At 66.2% G+C, this 15,577-nt stretch carries 22 protein-coding genes, 1 tRNA gene and 1 pseudogene; 18 read left to right on the top strand and 6 right to left on the bottom strand.

Annotated elements, in window-relative coordinates; translation table 11 throughout:
* From DACI_RS09570 to DACI_RS09510, 14 genes and pseudogenes are all read left to right on the top strand, one after another.
* Positions 1 to 378 (top strand): hypothetical protein, encoded by a 378-nt coding sequence (locus DACI_RS09570; RefSeq protein ID WP_012203844.1) that lies wholly within the window; start codon positions 1 to 3, stop codon positions 376 to 378.
* Positions 375 to 560: a hypothetical protein gene (locus DACI_RS09565; protein ID WP_012203843.1), complete on the top strand. Its 186-nt coding sequence runs from the start codon at positions 375 to 377 to the stop codon at positions 558 to 560. The genes DACI_RS09570 and DACI_RS09565 overlap by 4 nt, the downstream gene beginning before the upstream one ends.
* Positions 561 to 945: 385 nt before the next feature.
* Positions 946 to 1,206 carry a hypothetical protein gene (locus DACI_RS09555; RefSeq protein ID WP_012203842.1) on the top strand — a complete coding sequence of 87 codons (261 nt, stop codon included), beginning with the start codon at positions 946 to 948 and terminating at the stop codon, positions 1,204 to 1,206.
* Positions 1,207 to 1,311: 105 nt separating this feature from the next.
* Positions 1,312 to 2,235 (top strand): recombinase RecT, encoded by a 924-nt coding sequence (locus DACI_RS09550; RefSeq protein ID WP_012203841.1) that lies wholly within the window; start codon positions 1,312 to 1,314, stop codon positions 2,233 to 2,235.
* Complete coding sequence (locus DACI_RS09545) at positions 2,216 to 2,845, top strand: lambda exonuclease family protein (RefSeq protein ID WP_012203840.1); 630 nt, start codon at positions 2,216 to 2,218, stop codon at positions 2,843 to 2,845. Before DACI_RS09550 ends, DACI_RS09545 begins: the two co-directional genes overlap by 20 nt.
* A gap of 16 nt (positions 2,846 to 2,861) precedes the next feature.
* On the top strand, positions 2,862 to 3,254 hold the full coding sequence (locus DACI_RS09540; protein ID WP_012203839.1) for a helix-turn-helix domain-containing protein: 393 nt from the start codon (positions 2,862 to 2,864) through the stop codon (positions 3,252 to 3,254).
* Positions 3,251 to 3,448 (top strand): NrdR family transcriptional regulator, encoded by a 198-nt coding sequence (locus tag DACI_RS09535; RefSeq protein WP_043781072.1) that lies wholly within the window; start codon positions 3,251 to 3,253, stop codon positions 3,446 to 3,448. Before DACI_RS09540 ends, DACI_RS09535 begins: the two co-directional genes overlap by 4 nt.
* Before the next feature lie 36 nt (positions 3,449 to 3,484).
* Positions 3,485 to 3,772 carry an H-NS histone family protein gene (locus DACI_RS09530; protein WP_012203838.1) on the top strand — a complete coding sequence of 96 codons (288 nt, stop codon included), beginning with the start codon at positions 3,485 to 3,487 and terminating at the stop codon, positions 3,770 to 3,772.
* Between the two features lie 32 nt (positions 3,773 to 3,804).
* On the top strand, positions 3,805 to 4,194 hold the full coding sequence (locus tag DACI_RS09525; RefSeq protein WP_012203837.1) for a hypothetical protein: 390 nt from the start codon (positions 3,805 to 3,807) through the stop codon (positions 4,192 to 4,194).
* A 179-nt stretch (positions 4,195 to 4,373) separates the two neighbouring features.
* Positions 4,374 to 5,414: a hypothetical protein gene (locus DACI_RS32360; protein WP_012203836.1), complete on the top strand. Its 1,041-nt coding sequence runs from the start codon at positions 4,374 to 4,376 to the stop codon at positions 5,412 to 5,414.
* 217 nt (positions 5,415 to 5,631) lie between these two features.
* A complete protein-coding gene (locus tag DACI_RS32355) occupies positions 5,632 to 5,874 on the top strand; it encodes a hypothetical protein (RefSeq protein ID WP_012203835.1) in 243 nt (80 codons plus the stop codon).
* The gene (locus tag DACI_RS31105; RefSeq protein ID WP_318773083.1) at positions 5,814 to 6,431 is read left to right on the top strand and encodes a Lar family restriction alleviation protein; all 618 of its coding nucleotides are present in this window, start codon (positions 5,814 to 5,816) and stop codon (positions 6,429 to 6,431) included. Before DACI_RS32355 ends, DACI_RS31105 begins: the two co-directional genes overlap by 61 nt.
* An 81-nt stretch (positions 6,432 to 6,512) precedes the next feature.
* Positions 6,513 to 6,611, top strand: a pseudogene (locus tag DACI_RS32785) (hypothetical protein); the annotation flags it as partial.
* Positions 6,612 to 6,664: 53 nt separating this feature from the next.
* The gene (locus DACI_RS09510; RefSeq protein WP_012203834.1) at positions 6,665 to 7,666 is read left to right on the top strand and encodes a tyrosine-type recombinase/integrase; all 1,002 of its coding nucleotides are present in this window, start codon (positions 6,665 to 6,667) and stop codon (positions 7,664 to 7,666) included.
* 37 nt (positions 7,667 to 7,703) lie between these two features.
* Here the strand turns inward: DACI_RS09510 and DACI_RS09505 are convergent.
* Positions 7,704 to 7,793: transfer RNA gene (locus DACI_RS09505), tRNA-Ser, on the bottom strand.
* A 33-nt stretch (positions 7,794 to 7,826) separates the two neighbouring features.
* A complete protein-coding gene (gene serS, locus DACI_RS09500) occupies positions 7,827 to 9,143 on the bottom strand; it encodes a serine--tRNA ligase (RefSeq protein WP_012203833.1) in 1,317 nt (438 codons plus the stop codon).
* Positions 9,144 to 9,280: 137 nt separating this feature from the next.
* On the opposite strand from serS, the gene DACI_RS09495 reads away from it, so the two are divergent.
* Positions 9,281 to 9,979, top strand: a complete 699-nt coding sequence (locus tag DACI_RS09495; RefSeq protein ID WP_012203832.1) for a CBS domain-containing protein — start codon at positions 9,281 to 9,283, stop codon at positions 9,977 to 9,979.
* Between the two features lie 76 nt (positions 9,980 to 10,055).
* On the opposite strand, the gene ispH is transcribed toward DACI_RS09495, so the two are convergent.
* Both ispH and DACI_RS09485 read right to left on the bottom strand, forming a co-directional pair.
* Positions 10,056 to 11,054 carry a 4-hydroxy-3-methylbut-2-enyl diphosphate reductase gene (ispH, locus tag DACI_RS09490; protein WP_012203831.1) on the bottom strand — a complete coding sequence of 333 codons (999 nt, stop codon included), beginning with the start codon at positions 11,052 to 11,054 and terminating at the stop codon, positions 10,056 to 10,058.
* Position 11,055: 1 nt separating this feature from the next.
* Entirely contained in the window at positions 11,056 to 11,526 is a 471-nt protein-coding gene (locus tag DACI_RS09485) for an FKBP-type peptidyl-prolyl cis-trans isomerase (RefSeq protein ID WP_012203830.1), read from the bottom strand.
* Between the two features lie 97 nt (positions 11,527 to 11,623).
* On the opposite strand from DACI_RS09485, the gene radC reads away from it, so the two are divergent.
* Together radC and DACI_RS09475 are read left to right on the top strand one after the other, a co-directional pair.
* Positions 11,624 to 12,304 carry a RadC family protein gene (gene radC, locus DACI_RS09480; protein ID WP_012203829.1) on the top strand — a complete coding sequence of 227 codons (681 nt, stop codon included), beginning with the start codon at positions 11,624 to 11,626 and terminating at the stop codon, positions 12,302 to 12,304.
* A gap of 69 nt (positions 12,305 to 12,373) precedes the next feature.
* Positions 12,374 to 13,033, top strand: coding sequence for a Smr/MutS family protein (locus DACI_RS09475; RefSeq protein WP_012203828.1), 660 nt, complete (start codon positions 12,374 to 12,376; stop codon positions 13,031 to 13,033).
* A 15-nt stretch (positions 13,034 to 13,048) separates the two neighbouring features.
* On the opposite strand, the gene DACI_RS09470 is transcribed toward DACI_RS09475, so the two are convergent.
* Together DACI_RS09470 and DACI_RS09465 are read right to left on the bottom strand one after the other, a co-directional pair.
* Positions 13,049 to 14,332 (bottom strand): MFS transporter, encoded by a 1,284-nt coding sequence (locus DACI_RS09470; RefSeq protein ID WP_012203827.1) that lies wholly within the window; start codon positions 14,330 to 14,332, stop codon positions 13,049 to 13,051.
* Between the two features lie 35 nt (positions 14,333 to 14,367).
* The gene (locus DACI_RS09465; RefSeq protein ID WP_012203826.1) at positions 14,368 to 14,874 is read right to left on the bottom strand and encodes a MarR family winged helix-turn-helix transcriptional regulator; all 507 of its coding nucleotides are present in this window, start codon (positions 14,872 to 14,874) and stop codon (positions 14,368 to 14,370) included.
* Positions 14,875 to 14,979: 105 nt separating this feature from the next.
* On the opposite strand from DACI_RS09465, the gene DACI_RS09460 reads away from it, so the two are divergent.
* On the top strand, positions 14,980 to 15,576 hold the full coding sequence (locus DACI_RS09460; protein WP_043781068.1) for a PaaI family thioesterase: 597 nt from the start codon (positions 14,980 to 14,982) through the stop codon (positions 15,574 to 15,576).
* Position 15,577: the final 1 nt, after the last annotated feature.

Raw genomic sequence — 15,577 nt, 5'->3', positions numbered from 1 at the left:
ATGAAGAAAGAGCACCCGCACGCGAAAGTACTGCGCTGGATCGCAGATGGGGAGACTGTGCAGGTTCAGTTCGCCAAAGATTGGCACGACCTGAGTCTTGAGGGGCTCCTGAGGCACATTGCCGAACCTCGGGGTGACTACCCATTCCGGCTCAAGCCCAAGACCATCCTTGTCGGCGACCGTGAGATAGAGGCGCCTGTGATGAGCGGCCCGGGGTACTACATCACAGACCACGGCGATGCCTTCCGCTGGTTCGGTGAAGCAACCCTCGACCCTGGCGCCAACCTGCAGAAGCTGGGGCGTATCTACGCAACCGAGGAAGCCGCCCGCGCAGCACAGGAAGCAATCACAGCACTGCTGACCAGGGAGCCGTCATGAGCAAGCTCACAGAGACAGAGCAGGCCACTCTCAAGATGGACGTGTTCCGCATGGCGCGTGATGGCGGCTACACCAGGGCAGAGCCACTCATCAGGGATGCATTGAAGCTGTACCCCAAAGCATCGCGCGACGAGATCAAGGATGCCCTGCTCGTCGTACTCAAGATGAAGGAGCCGTCATGAGCGAAGCAATCAAGCCGACGCCTGGGCCTTGGGCTGTCTCGGGCCTTGGCGGGCCGTGGGAGTCCACTCTCCGCATTCGGGCTCCAGGCTGGGGCCTCGTTGCCCAAATCGGCGTGAACCCCGGCATGCCCCACTGGGACTTGCCACAACGAGCCAATGCCGCGCTAATCGCCGAGGCCGGCACGGTCCACCACGAAACCGGCCTGACGCCGCGCCAGCTGGTTGAGCAGCGGGATGCGCTGCTGGCGGCGATACAGGCAGCCGTCGATTCTGGGATGGTCCCAGTATCTTCCGCAAAGGACGGTGGGGCATCCAGGCACAGCGCCCAAGTTAGGGCGGCTGATCAAATCCGATCCGCCCTGGCCCTGGTGAAAGGAGCGAAGCCATGAGCGAGCGAGACGAAATCTGGGATGCCCTCAAGGAGCACAAGAAATCGAAGTTCGATGAAGACCGCGCGCGCTTCATGAAGCAGGCCAACGAGGACAACGACGGCGGCTGGAGCATCCACACGGACTACCACTGGTCCCGAATGGTTGCAGGCAGGCGCCTCGACTACTGGCCCAGCAGGAAGAAGTACCAGTACGAGGGGCGCGTGATGCGTGGCGATGTGATGGCCTTCATCAAGAAGCAGGAGGGCCGCGCATGAGCACCATCTTCTACGCCTTCGCATGGCTGGCATTCAACGCAGTGGCGTTCGGATTGGCCGCCGCGCACCTCATCAACTCCGGCGCCTTCTGAGCGCGAGATCATCATGAGCGCCATCCAAACCATCTCCAACTTCGTCTACGGCGCGGAAGACAGCTTCCACAGCGTGCTCGTGGACCGCTCGATCAACTTCGAGCGCGAGGCCGGCTTCGCCATTCAGGTGCTGACGGCAGGTGACTACATCGCCAAGTTGGCCGCCAACGACCGCCAGTCCGTGGTGAACGCGGTGACCAACATCGCGGCCATCGGGATCAGCCTGAACCCGGCCAAGAAGCAGGCCTATCTGGTGCCGCGCAAGGGAAAGATCTGCCTGGACATCAGCTACATGGGGCTGATCGACCTGGCCGTGCAGGCCGGCTCCATCCTGTGGGCTCAGGCGGATCTGGTCTACGCCAGCGACGCCTTCACGCTGAATGGCTTCGACCGGCCACCCACGCACTCCTACAACCCATTCAGTCGCGAGCGCGGAGAGTTGGTGGGCGCGTATGTGGTGGTCAAGACGCCCAGCGGAGACTACCTCACGGACTGCATGAGCCGCGAGGAGATCGACGCTATCAAGAACCGCTCCGAGTCCGTGAAGGCGGGCAAGTCGTCGCCCTGGGACACCGACTACGGTGAGATGGCCAAGAAAACCGTGGTCAAGCGGGCCTACAAGTATTGGCCCAAGTCGGACCGCCTCGACCAAGCCATCCACCACCTCAATACCGAGGGCGGTGAGGGCCTGGCCACAGCGCAACCGGCGCGCTCGGCTGCCATTGACCCGCAGCCCATCATCGAAGGACTGCGCCAGACCAAGACCATTGAAGAACTGAAGGCCTATTGGGCAGAGCAGAACGGCAGGCTTGCCAATGACCTGAGCGCCCATAACGAACTGAAGGACGCCTACAGGGCTCACCTGGCGCGCATCCGCGCGGAGACCGCGAAGAACGTAACCGACGTGGAGGACAAGAATGCCGTGGATCAATCTTGAACAGGGCACACCGGACTGGCTGGCCGCGCGCCGCGCACACATCACCGGCAGCAACTTCCGCACTGCGCGCGACAAGCTGAAAGACGGCCGGCCGAGCAAGGCGGCGCTGGACTATGCCCGCGACGTGGCCCGGGAGCGCGTTGGTGGCCACGCTCCGTCGAAGTTCCAGAACGCAGCAATGCGCGCTGGCAACGAGCAGGAACCCGTCGCGCGTGCTATGTACGAAGGGCGCACCGGCCATCTGGTGGAAGAAGTTGGGTTCTTCGAGACCGAGGACGGCCTGTTCGGCCTGAGCCCTGACGGCCTGATCGATGACGACGGCGTGCTGGAGATCAAGACCATGGTCAGCAGCGACACGCTGTTCACCGCCATGGCCGACGGCGACCTTTCCGCCTACATGGACCAGTGCCTTGGCTATCTCTGGCTGCTGGGCCGGCAGTGGGTGGACCTAGTGCTCTGGTGCCCCGACCTGCAGCATCTTGTCATCCACCGCATCACGCGCGACGAGGACGCCATCCAGAAGCTGCAGGACGACCTGATGGCCTTCGCCGCCTTGGCAGGCCAGTACGAAGACCAGCTGCGCGCCGCGCTGGCTAAGACGACCGCATGAGAGAAAAGGAGGAAGCATGCCATCCCCACCTGTCGTGCGCGATGCCATAACCCACGCCCTGCGCGAGCTCGGCCCCATGAGCGCGCTGGAGATAGCCGAGGCCACCGGCCTGCCACGCGGCAAGGTGAATGCGTCTCTCACGAACGCCAGGGCCAACCACCCTGGCAAGTTCTTCCGCATCAGTCGCTGGCAGCTGCAGGTCGGGCGCAAGGGCCGCGAGACACCGATCTACGCGGCAGCGCCAGGCAAGGACGCGGAGCGACCGGCGTTCGATGAGGCGCACCGCAAGGCCGCGAACCAGCGCAACTACCGCGCCAACCGTGCCCGCTGGGCCGCGCAACGGAAGCGGCGCGCAGGCGTGGCGACGTCTCCATGGGCTGGGCTGATTCCGATGGAGACCAGGCCATGAGCAACAAGCCCAAATGCGTCGAATGCGGCGCTGACACCCAAGTCACGGAAACACGGCCGGGCGACGGGGCCGCGATCATGCAACGCAGAACCCGCAAGTGCAAATGCTGCGGAGCTTTGTTCAACACGATCGAGATTTACGCGCCCGAGCAGAGCATCCCGAGGAAAGACCGCAGGCCACACGCCAGCGCCTGACATCAACCACGGCGCCCGCGCCAAGAAAGGAAACCCATGACCGACTACAAGACCCTGCTGGCCCGCAAGGCCGAACTCGACGCCCAGATCGCCCAGGCCCAGGCCGAGCACAAAGCCGAGGGCATCGCCGCGGCCCGCGCGCTGATCGCAGAGCACGGCCTGACCGCTGCCGATGTCTTCCCCACCGCGAAGGCAAAGGCAGGCAGTGTGGGCGTGCCGAAGTACCGCAACCCCGCCACCGGAGCCACCTGGACCGGCCGGGGCAAGCCCCCGAACTGGATCAACGGCAAGGACCGCGCGCCGTTCCTGATCTCCGCCGCCTGACCTCGCTCCCATCACAACCACCGAGGACCACCATGACCCCCGAACAGAAGTTGAAGCACGCAATCTTGCTGCTTGCCGCCAAGTGGAAAGACATCACCCTCGACGCTGATGCAGCGATCACCGCCGAGAACGTGGACGCACTCTACGAAGAGCACGACCGGGACGGAATGCTGCAAGACGCGCGCAATGAGCTCCGCAGCACCGGCGAGGAAACAGGCCTCAGCGCACCTGGATCGCGCAACTACGAGACCGAAGCGGTCGCCAAGCAGATGCCAGACGGATCCTGGGTGGGCTGGACCCACTACTACGGCGGTGGAAAGCACAGCGACCCCGACTCCATCCCGTGGATGAATGAAGCCTATGACGTGAATTGCACCGAAGAGCAGGTGATGACCACGAGGCGCACTTTCACGAAACCCTGATCCCAGAGGCATGAGCACAGCGCATGGGCGCTGTCCTGATACCTCCCCTCCCGGTATGCCGCGAGGGCTTTCCTGTTTCTTCATCCCGTGAATTCCAACTCTTCCCAGTGCCCGCTGCTGCAGCGCGCAGGCCACGTCATCAACACCACCAAAGCGCTATGGCGCGTAGAGGAAGCCTCATGACAGCAACCAAGATCCAGCCCGGCGACGACCTGCACCTGACGTCGCTGATGTCGCCCCACTCCCTGAACTTCGTGACGGGCGCAGATCGCGCAGCACTGCTGGCCTACGGCCGAGACGTGTTTGCCGCGGCGCGCAACTCGAAGTGCCTGGCCCAGATCGAGGAGCCGGCAGCTCCTGCCGCTGTGGCGCCCCGGGGCGAATACCCGCATGAGCAAATGGATGCCATGGCGCTCGCGCGTTACAAAGTCGTGCCATCTCACGCAAGCATGCTTTGGAGCCACGCGGTCGTTGCAGGAGACGGCGCGCAGCAGCTCTATGTCGGCCGAGAGGTCGAGTGCCAGAACATGGCACGCAAGTTTGCGGGAGCGTTCCTTGATGGCGCCTTTGCATTCCACTCTATGGCTGCCGCGCCCACCGCCCAGGCAGCGCCCGCCCTGGAAGCGCCTGCAGCCCCTGTCACGCTCATGACGGAAGACCAAGCCAGCAGATGGGCGTGGGATCAGATCCGAGAAGAGGTCGGCACCAAAGGCTGGACTGCAGGCGACTCCAGCAACTTCTTCGGCTTTTTCCTGCATGGATGGAACTACCGAGGCCAGTACGAATTGCAGCGCCCTGCTGCCCTGCTGGCTCGCGCCGCGCTTGCAGCAGCGCCCCAGGCACCTGCTGCGCCCGCCGAGGCCCAACGCCTCGCCCAGTTCCTCCAACGCATGCGCACGCATCTCGGCTCCTGCCGCGAGTCAGCAGGCACGTACAACCAGCAGGCCTGGGACGACTACGAGCGCGCGTGGACCATGCTGCTTGGCATGGCAGCACCTGCTGCGCCTGCAGTGGATGCCAGCGACGACACGGCGCTGCTGGATGCCATGCAGCGGCACCGCATCGCGCTCGTGCCCGAGTTCGAGGGTCCATGGGACGCTGAGATCTTCAACGATGAAGCGGAGGCGCACCCCATCGCCAGCGGCAACACCCCGCGCGAAGCCCTGCGCGCCGCTCTCGCAGCCCAGGCAGCAGCCAAGGGGGAGCACGACCATGGCTGACTGCGCGCCACTGGAGGCGCTTACCTGTCCATTCTGCGGTGGCAATTGCCGAGTGTTCTTCAAGCGCATCAGCAACAGGCGCTCTGGCTATTTCGCGGAATGCCTCGGCTGCGAAGTTCGCCAAGCGCGTCCCGCACCCACGCGCGATGCTGCCGTCGAGGCCTGGAACTGCCGAACCACCCCACCGCGCCCCGCAGCGCACAAGGAGAGCTGACACATGGACCTCAACTACCTGATCGCCATGGGCCTGGGAGTCCTCGGCGGCGGCCTGGCCGTCTTCATCGTCTGGATGCGCTCCCCTGACGCCATGGATGCCGAGCGCTACCGCTGGCTCAAGGCCACCACCAACCACGTCACCAGCGGTGGCGAGCGCATAGACATTCGTGGCCGTGCCGGCGAGTGGGACGCAATCATCGACAAGCAGCGCGCCCAGGCGCAGCAGAAAGGACAGACCCCGTGACCACAGCACCAACACCCCACCTGCTGCCCTGCCCGTTCTGCGGAGGCGGGGAAACTATTGTTCAAGAGGGAAGCAAGCCATACCCTCGCCTGAAGTACAGGCAGCCGACGAGCGTCGCCGTAATGCACCGCTGCACGCTCTCTGAGGACGGCCGGGCGCATACGGTCTCTCTCGTGGGCCAGGATCGCGACAGCGCCCTTGCGGCCTGGAATCGGCGGGCAGAGCTGGAGGCGCGCAAGCCGCTGCCGCTGAGCGCCGAAGGACCAGTCATTGCATGGAAACCGATTGAGACAGCTCCCAAGGATGGAACATGGATCATGCTCTGGCGCGCGCCAGCCAAGGCTGGAGAGAGCTGGACGGCAGACCCGCTAGTCATCGCGCGATGGCACGAAGATGATTTCGGTGACGCGGAATGGAGCTGGCCAGATGATGTATTCGACCCATTCACGCCGCACGGCATCGCGCGCGCAAACGACGCTGTCGAATCTGGTGCGTCCTGGGGAGACAACAGCTTTACACACTGGATGTCACTGCCACAGCCTCCGGGGGACGCATGAGCTGCACGGAAATCCGAGAAGTCAAGGCATCGCCCCAACAACCCCAGCCCCGCTAGTCGGGGCTTTTTTATGGAGGACTGAATGCAAATCTCCGCTCAACAAGCCGCCGTGCTGCTGGGGGTCAGCCCCCGCAAGGTGTACGGGCTCGCGGCCCCTGGTGGTCCAATCCCGTGCTACCGAATCGGCCGTAACGTGAATTTCGATGAAACAGACATCCTGGAGTACAAGCAACAATGCCGATCGTCCGTGATAAATCGCGTGGTACGTACGTCTTTGAATTTGACCGCATCGTCAACGGCGGGCGTATCCGCATACGAAAGCGCCTTCCTAAAGCTTGGACTTCGGCTCAAGCCGACGAGTTCGAGCGCAAAGAGTCAGCGCGGATCTACGCGGCCGCGAATGGCGTTGGTTCAGAGGACAGACTGATCACTGACGCCATCGCTCTCTACGTCGCTGAGAGGGCGCCACTATTAAAACAGGGGAAGAATGCCGCACGCGAGATCCATCAGATCCACTGGGCATTCAATGGAAAGCCCATCAGTGCCTTAGCTGAAGTGTGCCGCGCCGTGGTCCAGAAGTCTGGCAAGTCACGGTACGGCAAAGAAATGGCACCGGCCACGATCCGGGCGCGCATCCGCTATTTGGTGGCAGCGTGCCGCTACGCATGGAAGTACCATGGGTTCGGCACTGCCGACCCTGGCGCCCGGGTGATCACGCCCCAGGTGCGCAACGAACGGCGGGTCTACATCGACCGCCGCGAGATGCTCAAGATCGCGCGCAAAATCAGAAACCGCAAGGTGCGGCGCGTAATCCGCATAGCGTTCTACAGCGGGATGCGACTGGGGGAGATCCTATCCGCCCGGGTGGAGGGTGGTCGGTGGCACTTGGACGATACGAAGAACGGGGAGCCGCGCATCGTCCCAATTCACCCCCGAGTCTGGACGGCAGCGCACAACACGTCGCGCAAGCCTGCAAAGATCACAGTGCAGTCGTACTTCAGGGAAGCCGCCCGGGCATTGGGACACAATGATCTGCACTTCCACGATCTGCGGCACTCCGCGGCGTCGGAGATGATCAACAACGACATCGACCTCTACACGGTCGGCGCGGTGCTAGGGCATAAGGATCAGCGCAGCAGTGCGCGCTATGCCCACCTAGCGGTAAAACGACTCGACTTGGCCATCAAAAAGATAGGGCAAAAAACCCCCACCACAGAGCGCAAAAAAGCCGCTTGAGACTATTGTTTTGATAGCACTCAAGCGTCTTGCATCTTGGCGGAGAGGGAGGGATTCGAACCCTCGGTACGTTCGCACGTACGCCTGATTTCGAGTCAGGTACAATCGACCACTCTGCCACCTCTCCGCAGCGTCGAAGCTGAAATTATAGCCTAAAAATTCAGGCCTTCAGCAAAGTCTGTCCACCCATGTACGGGCGCAGCGCCTCGGGGATGGTCACCGAGCCGTCGGCGTTCTGGTAGTTCTCCAGCACAGCCACCAGCGTGCGGCCCACGGCCAGGCCGGAACCGTTGAGCGTGTGCACCAGCTCGTTCTTGCCCTGGGCGTTCTTGAAGCGTGCCTGCAGGCGGCGGGCCTGGAAGGCCTCGCAGTTGGAGACCGAGCTGATCTCGCGGTAGGTGTTCTGCGCAGGCAGCCAGACTTCCAGGTCATAGGTCTTGGCCGCGCCAAAGCCCATGTCGCCCGTGCACAGGCTCATCACGCGGTAGGGCAGGCCCAGCTTCTGCAGCACGGCCTCGGCGTGGCCCGTCATTTCTTCCAGCGCCTCGTAGCTCTTTTCCGGATGCACGATCTGCACCATCTCGACCTTGTCGAACTGGTGCTGGCGGATCATGCCGCGCGTGTCGCGGCCATAGCTGCCGGCCTCGGAACGGAAGCAGGGGCTGTGGGCCGTGAGCTTGATGGGCAGCTGGTCCTCGGCCACGACCACGTCGCGCACGAAGTTGGTCAGCGGCACCTCGGCCGTGGGAATCAGGTAGAGCGCCGCGTTGTCGGGCACCGGCTCGCCGTCCTGGCCGCCCTTCTTGGCGGCGAACAGGTCGCCCTCGAACTTGGGCAACTGGCCCGTGCCCTTGAGCGAGTCGGCATTGACGGCGTAGGGCACATAGCACTCGGTGTAGCCATGCGAGTCGGTCTGCAGGTCGATCATGAACTGCGCCAGGGCGCGGTGCAGGCGGGCGATGGGGCCCTTCATCACGGTGAAGCGCGAGCCCGACAGCTTGACGCCCATGTCGAAGTCCAGTCCCAGCGGCTGGCCCACGTCCACATGGTCCTTGACCTCGAAATCAAAGGTCTTGGGCGTGCCCCAGCGGCGCGCCTCCACATTGCCGCTTTCGTCCGCACCGACGGGCACGCTGTCGTGCGGCAGGTTGGGCACGGCCAGCAGCATGGTCTGCAGCTCGCCCTGAATCTGCTCCAGGCGCGTGGCCGACTGGTCCAGCTCGGTCTTGAGGCTGCCGACTTCGGCCTTGGCGGCCTCGGCAGCGTCCTTCTCGCCCTTGCCCATCAGCATGCCGATCTGCTTGGACAGCTGGTTGCGCTTGGACTGCAGCTCCTCGGTCCGTGTCTGCAGGGACTTGCGCTCTGCTTCCAGGGACTGGAAGGCCTCCACATTCAGGAAGGCCTGGGGCTTTTTGCGGGTCTCCAGCCGTGCGACGGCCGAGTCAAGGTCTTTGCGAAGAAGAAGGATATCGAGCATAGCCGGCAATTTTAGGCGGTATCGCCATGGCAGCGCCCGCCCCTGGGCGTTGGGGGTCTTGCCGCTACAGAAATCCCGCGCCAGCGCCGATACTTCCGATATGCCGCCCACAGCGGTTTGCGCACCCGGGAGCTCCCATGTTTTTTGTCTTCGGTCCCAACGGACAGATGTTTCGCGGTCCCGCCGAGCGGCTGGGCCAAGTGGCGCCCGTGCGCCGCGTACAACGCCCGCAGGCCCTGCGCACACGCTCGGCCGATGTGATGGCGGGCGACGCCGCCGCCTCGTTCCCCGCCATCCTGGCCGACCTCGCGGGCCAGCCTGCCGCCGCGCCGGAGCCCGCTCCGCGGCTGCGCGGAGCGGTCGATGCCTACCTTTCCACGGAAAAAGGCCCCAGCCAGCCACGCCAGCCCCTGCAGACCGTGGCCGACGTGATGAGCCACGAGGCCGTGACGGTATCGCCCGAGGCCGGTGTCAACGACGCCTGGCGCGTGCTGGCCGAGCATGGCGTGGCCCAGGCCCCCGTGCTGGATGCCGGTGGCCGCGTGGTCGGGCTGCTGCTGCGTGCCGATATGGCGCCGCTGGACCTGCTGCCCGAGCCCGGTGCGATCAAGGACGCCATTGCCCTGGCGCGCCGGCCCGTGAACGAGGTCATGATCTCCCCCATTCCCACGGTGGCCACCACCACCGACCTGCGCCGCGTGGCCGGCGTGCTGCTGGAGACCGGCCTGCCGGGCCTGCCCGTGACCGATGAGCAGGGCCTGCTGGCCGGCTTCATCAGCCGCACCGACATCCTGCGCGCCGTGGCCTCCGATCCGCCGCTGGATCTGTGGAGCTGAGGCTTTCGACCTCACCATGCAAAACGGGCGCCAGGCGCCCGTTTGCTTTTTGGCCAATGTCCGCTGCGCCTGCGGCTCAGCCGCCCGTCTCGGGCTGCTTGCCCACGGAGATCTCCAGGCCCGTGGCCGCGTCGATCTTCAGGCCCTTGGGCAGCGGGAACTTCACGGTCTCCTCGATGCCATCCATCTTGCGCACCGACAGCGCGCCCAGCTGGCGCAGGCGCTGGATGACCTCGTCCACCAGCACTTCGGGTGCGGAGGCCCCGGCCGTCAGGCCCACGCGCCCGGCATTGGCAAACCATTCCTCGCACAGCTCGCCCGCGTTGTCCACCATGTAGGCGGGCGTTCCCAGGCGCGCGGCCAGCTCGCGCAGCCGGTTGCTGTTGGAACTGGTGGGACTGCCCACCACGATGAGCACATCCACCTGCGGCGCCAGCACCTTGACGGCGTCCTGGCGGTTTTGCGTGGCATAGCAGATGTCCTGCTGCTTGGGCTCGCGCACCTGCGGAAAGCGCGCGCGGATGGCCGCCGTGATGCCGGCGGCATCGTCCACCGACAGCGTGGTCTGCGTGACCACGGCCAGCTTCTCGGTCTGGCGGGGGGTGACACGGGCCACATCGGCCTCGTCCTCGACCAGGTGGATGCCCTCGGACAGCTGGCCCATGGTGCCCTCGACCTCGGGATGCCCCTTGTGGCCGATCATCAGGAACTCGTAGCCTTCCTTGGCGAGCTTGGCCACTTCCACATGCACCTTGGTCACCAGCGGGCAGGTGGCGTCGAAGATGGAGAAACCGCGCCGCCGCGCCTCTTCCTGCACCGCCCGGCTCACGCCGTGGGCGCTGAACACCAGGGTGGAGCCGGGCGGCACGTCGTCCAGCTCCTCGATGAAGATCGCTCCCTTGGCCTTGAGATCGTTGACCACGAAGGTGTTGTGCACGATCTCGTGGCGCACGTAGATGGGCGCGCCGAACTTGGCCAGCGCACGCTCCACGATCTCGATGGCGCGGTCCACGCCGGCACAGAAGCCCCGGGGCTCGGCCAGCAGGATTTCCTGGGGCGAGGTCGAATCCAGCACCTCAGAGCACCCCGATGATCTGCACTTCGAACGTCACCGGCTGGCCCGCCAGCGGGTGGTTGAAGTCGAACAGCACGGCGCCGTCCTCGCGCACCTGCACCACGGCGCCCGCGTAGCTGCCCAGGCCGTCGGGCGTGGGGAACTGCACCACGTCGCCGGGCGCGTACTGCTCGTGCGGGTCGCCCAGCTCGTTCATCAGCTTGCGCGCCACCCACTGCATCATGTCGCCGTTGCGCTCGCCGAAGGCTTCGCCGGCCGGCATCTCGAACGTGGTGCGCGTGCCTTCGGCCAGGCCCAGCAGGCGCTGCTCGACGGCGGGCGACAGCTCGCCCGCGCCCAGGGACAGCGTGGCGGGCTTGTCGTTGAAGGTGTTGATCACATCGCCTGCAGGCCCGGACAGGCGGTAGTGCAGCGTGAGGAACGAGCCGGTCTGGACCGTGGGGAGGGCCGAGGAAGAAGCGCTAGAGGTCATGGAAGTCCCGATAAACTGGCCCGTATTGTAGAAAAACATCCATGCCCCCACGCCCCGTGCAACGGTGTCCCTGCGGCGCCCCCCACCTGGCTGAACCATGGCTCTCAAAGACCTGCCTGCCCAGGCCCAGCCGCGCGAAAAGCTCGCGGCGCGCGGCCCCTCGGCGCTTTCCGATATCGAACTGCTGGCCATCGTGCTGCGCACCGGCATGGCCGGCAAGGGCGTGCTGCAGCTGGCCCAGGAACTGCTGCAGCTGCCCGGCCGGGCCGGCCTGTCCGGGCTGCTGCAGGCCGGGCACGCCGACCTGAAGGCCATCAAGGGGCTGGGGCCTTCCAAGTGCGCGCAACTCCTGGCCGTGCTCGAACTGGCGCGCCGCGCCATGGCCGAGCAACTGCGCGAGCGCCCGGCCCTGGCCTCGCCCGAGGCCGTGGCGCGCTACCTGCAGCTGCACCTGGCGGCGCGCCAGCATGAGGTGTTCGCCGTGCTCTTCCTGGACGGCCAGCACCGGCTGATCGCACTGGAAGAAATGTTCCGGGGTACGCTCACGCGCACCAGCGTCTACCCCCGGGAGGTGGTTCTGCGCGCCCTGCACCACCATGCGGGCGCCGTCATCCTGGCCCACAACCATCCCAGCGGACAGGTCCAGGCCAGCGCCGCCGACAAGGCGGTCACGCAGAACCTGCAGGCCGCCTTGCGCCTGGTGGACATCCAGGTGCTGGACCATGTGATCGTGGCGCCCGGTGCCTCGCTGTCCATGGCGGGCCAGGGGATGCTGTAGGACCCCGGCTCCCGGCTGGGCCCGCCATGGCCGCCGGGGTGCCGAAATTGCGGTACAACCGGCGTCACCATGACTTTGAAAGCCACCAGCCTGCAGGACCTCGCGCCAGTGCGCCGCGCACTGGCCGAAGCCGCCGCCCAAGAGGCCCTGCTCCAGCAGCAGCGCGCCGAGGCGGCGCGCCGCCTCCTGGCCGAGCAAAAGCTGTTCGAGAACACCGTGGGCCCGGTGCATGCGCTCAAGTCCGCGCACGCCCGCCACCTCCACGCCCCCGAGCCCCCCGAGCCGCTGCCCCTGCAGCTGGAGCTGGACGAGCAGCGCGTGCTGCAGGAGGCCATGAGCGACGAGTTCGACGTCAGCACCCTGCTGGACACCGACGACCAGCTCAGCTTCCGGCGCCCCGGCATCGGCCTGGACGTGACGCACAAGCTGCGCGCCGGGCAGTGGAGCATCCAGCGCCAGCTGGACCTGCACGGCCTGCGCGTGGACGAGGCGCGCGAGGCGCTGGGCCAGTTCATCCGCCTGTCGCACCGCACCGGCATACGCTGCGTGCGCGTGGTGCACGGCAAGGGCCTGGGCTCGCCCGGCAAGACCCCCGTGCTCAAGGGCCGCGTGCTGCGCTGGCTGGTGCAGAAAAAGGAAGTGCTGGCCTTTGTGCAGGCCCGCCCGGCCGAAGGTGGCGCGGGCGCCCTGGTCGTCCTGCTGCAGCCGGGCAGGCGCCAGCTGTACTGACGACGCGCAGGGTCTTCAGGCCGCGGCCACCGCCGCCGCCTTGCGCGCCCGCCCTATCACCAGCGCCATCACCGCCGCCACCAGGCAGGCCAGGCCGGCCGCATACAGCGCGGGCGTATAGGTCAGCAGCAACGTGCGCGTCAGGCCCGCGCCCCAGGCAGCGGTGGCCGCGCCCAGCTGGTGGGCCGCGAAGATCCAGCCGAACACCAGCCCCACCTTCTGCGGCCCGAAATGCTGGGCCGTGAGCTTGACCGTGGGCGGCACTGTGGCGATCCAGTCCAGCCCGTAGAACATGGCGAACAGGCCCAGGCCGTAGAAGGTGAACTCCGAATGCGGCAGCCAGAACAGCGACAGGCCGCGCAGCCCGTAGTACCAGAACAGCAGCTTGCGGTTGTCGTAGCGGTCCGACAGCCAGCCCGACAGCACGGTGCCCACGAAGTCGAAGGCCCCCATCATGGCCAGCACCGACGCGGCGGGCACCGCGCCCATGCCGTTGTCGCCGCACAGCGAGATGAAGTGCGTCTGCACCAGGCCGTTGGTGGACAGGCCGCAGATGAAGAAGGTGCCCGCCAGCAGCCAGAAGGTGCGGTTGCGCGCGGCCTCGGCCAGCACCTTGAAGGGCGTGCCGAAGTTCATGGCCATGGCCGGTGGCGGCGGGGCCGAGGCATCGCCGCCAAAGGGCGCCAGGCCCAGGTCCGAAGGCCGGTCCCGCACGAACAGCAGGGCCAGCACGGCAATCAAGGCGCTGGCCACGAACACCGGCACCGTGGCCGAGCGCCAGCCCCAGTGCTCGATCATCCAGGCGGCCAGAGGCAGGAAGGCCAGCTGCCCCGTGGCCGCACTGGCCGTGAGCACGCCGATGACCAGGCCGCGCCGCGCCGCAAACCAGCGGTTGGCCACCACGGCGCCCAGCACCAGCGCCGTCAGGCCCGTGCCCATGCCCAGCAGCAGGCTCCACAGCAAAAACAGATGCCACAGCTGCGTGGCCTGCGTCACCATCGCCATGGCGCCGCCCACCAGGGCCAGGCCCATGCACATCACGGCACGCAGTCCGAAGCGCTCCATCATCACCGCCGCAAACGGCCCCAGCAGGCCGAACAGCGCAAAGCGCAGCGCCAGGCTGCTCGATATCTGCTCCGTACTCCAGCCGAACTCGCGCGACAGCGGCTGCAGCATGGCGCCCGGCAGGCCCAGCGCGGCCGACATGGTCAGCATGGTGAGGAAAGTGATGGCCGCGACCAGCCAGCCGTAGTGGATGCCGCGCCGCTGCAGCCAGCGCGCCGTGGAGTTGGAGAGCATGGGAGTCTCTTCGGGGGTTGGGAATTCGGTAGGGCCTACGCCTGCGGGCCGTCTGCAGCGTTGCCATCGCCAGCGCCACCACCAGCGCCATCGCCATCGCCGCCATCGAGCAGCACCAGGCATTCGTCGATCAGCGCATGCAGGGCCGCCACGCGCTCCAGGCCCACGCGGGCGTTGAGCTCGTTCTGTGCAGTCTTCCAGCTTTGCTTGGCCTCTTCGCGCTTGGCCTGGCCCGCGTCGGTGATGTGCACCAGGCGGCTGCGCTGGTCCTCGCCCTGGCCCATGCGCACCCAGCCGGCGTCGATCAGCGGCTTGAGGTTGCGCGTCAGCGTCGAGGCGTCCATGCGCATGCGCCGCGCCAGGTCCGAGGGCCGCACCGGACTGGCGGCCAGCACGTGGCTGAGCAGCGAGTACTGCGTGATGCGCAGCCCCGTCTCGTTCAGATGGGCGTCATACACCTGGCCCACGCTGCGCATGAGCTGGCGCACGCGGTGGTTGGTGCAGCCCTGGGGCACGGCGAGGATGTCTGGATTCACTGGCATGGCGCAGATTATTGCATATACAACTGTTGTAGATACAATAATATCCACGCCGCCATCCCAGACAGCCTGGCGCCCGCATTTTTCCCAATGAAAGAGAGACATTCCATGGACACCCGCACCCACTCCCCGGAGCAGGCCGCCCGCAACACAACCTCCGGCGCCATCTCCCCTGCCCTGCAAGCCTGGCTGGACGAGGAACAGGCGGTCACCCTCCGGCTGGACGCCGGCCCCGGCGCAGGCGTGTCGCGCCCCGACCAGGTCGCAGGCCGCAGCGGGCTGGAGCTGATGCAGGCCATGCTGCGCGGCGAACTGCCCTACCCGCCCATTGCACGCACGCTGGACTTCATGCTGATTTCCGTGGGCGAAGGCAACGCCGTCTTCCAGGGCCGCCCCGGCGCCAACCACCTCAACCCCATGGGCACGGTGCACGGCGGCTGGTTCGCCACCTTGCTGGACTCGGCGCTGGGCTGCGCCGTCCACACCTGCATGCCGCCGGGCCGGGGCTACACCACGGCCGAGCTGGGGGTGAACCTGGTCAAGGCACTGACCCCGCGCGTGCCGCGCGTGCGCGCCGAAGGCCGCGTGCTGCACTGCGGCCGCCAGCTGGCCACGGCCGAGGCGCGCCTGGTCGGCCCCGACGGCACGCTCTACGCCCATGCCACGACCACCTGCCTGGTGTTCGAGATGCCGCCTGCGCGCTGAA

It is taken from the genome of Delftia acidovorans SPH-1, from assembly GCF_000018665.1.
Lineage (GTDB): Bacteria > Pseudomonadota > Gammaproteobacteria > Burkholderiales > Burkholderiaceae_C > Comamonas > Comamonas acidovorans.
The sequence above is the reverse complement of the archived record's forward strand: the minus strand, read 5'-3'. Positions and strand labels throughout refer to the sequence as shown.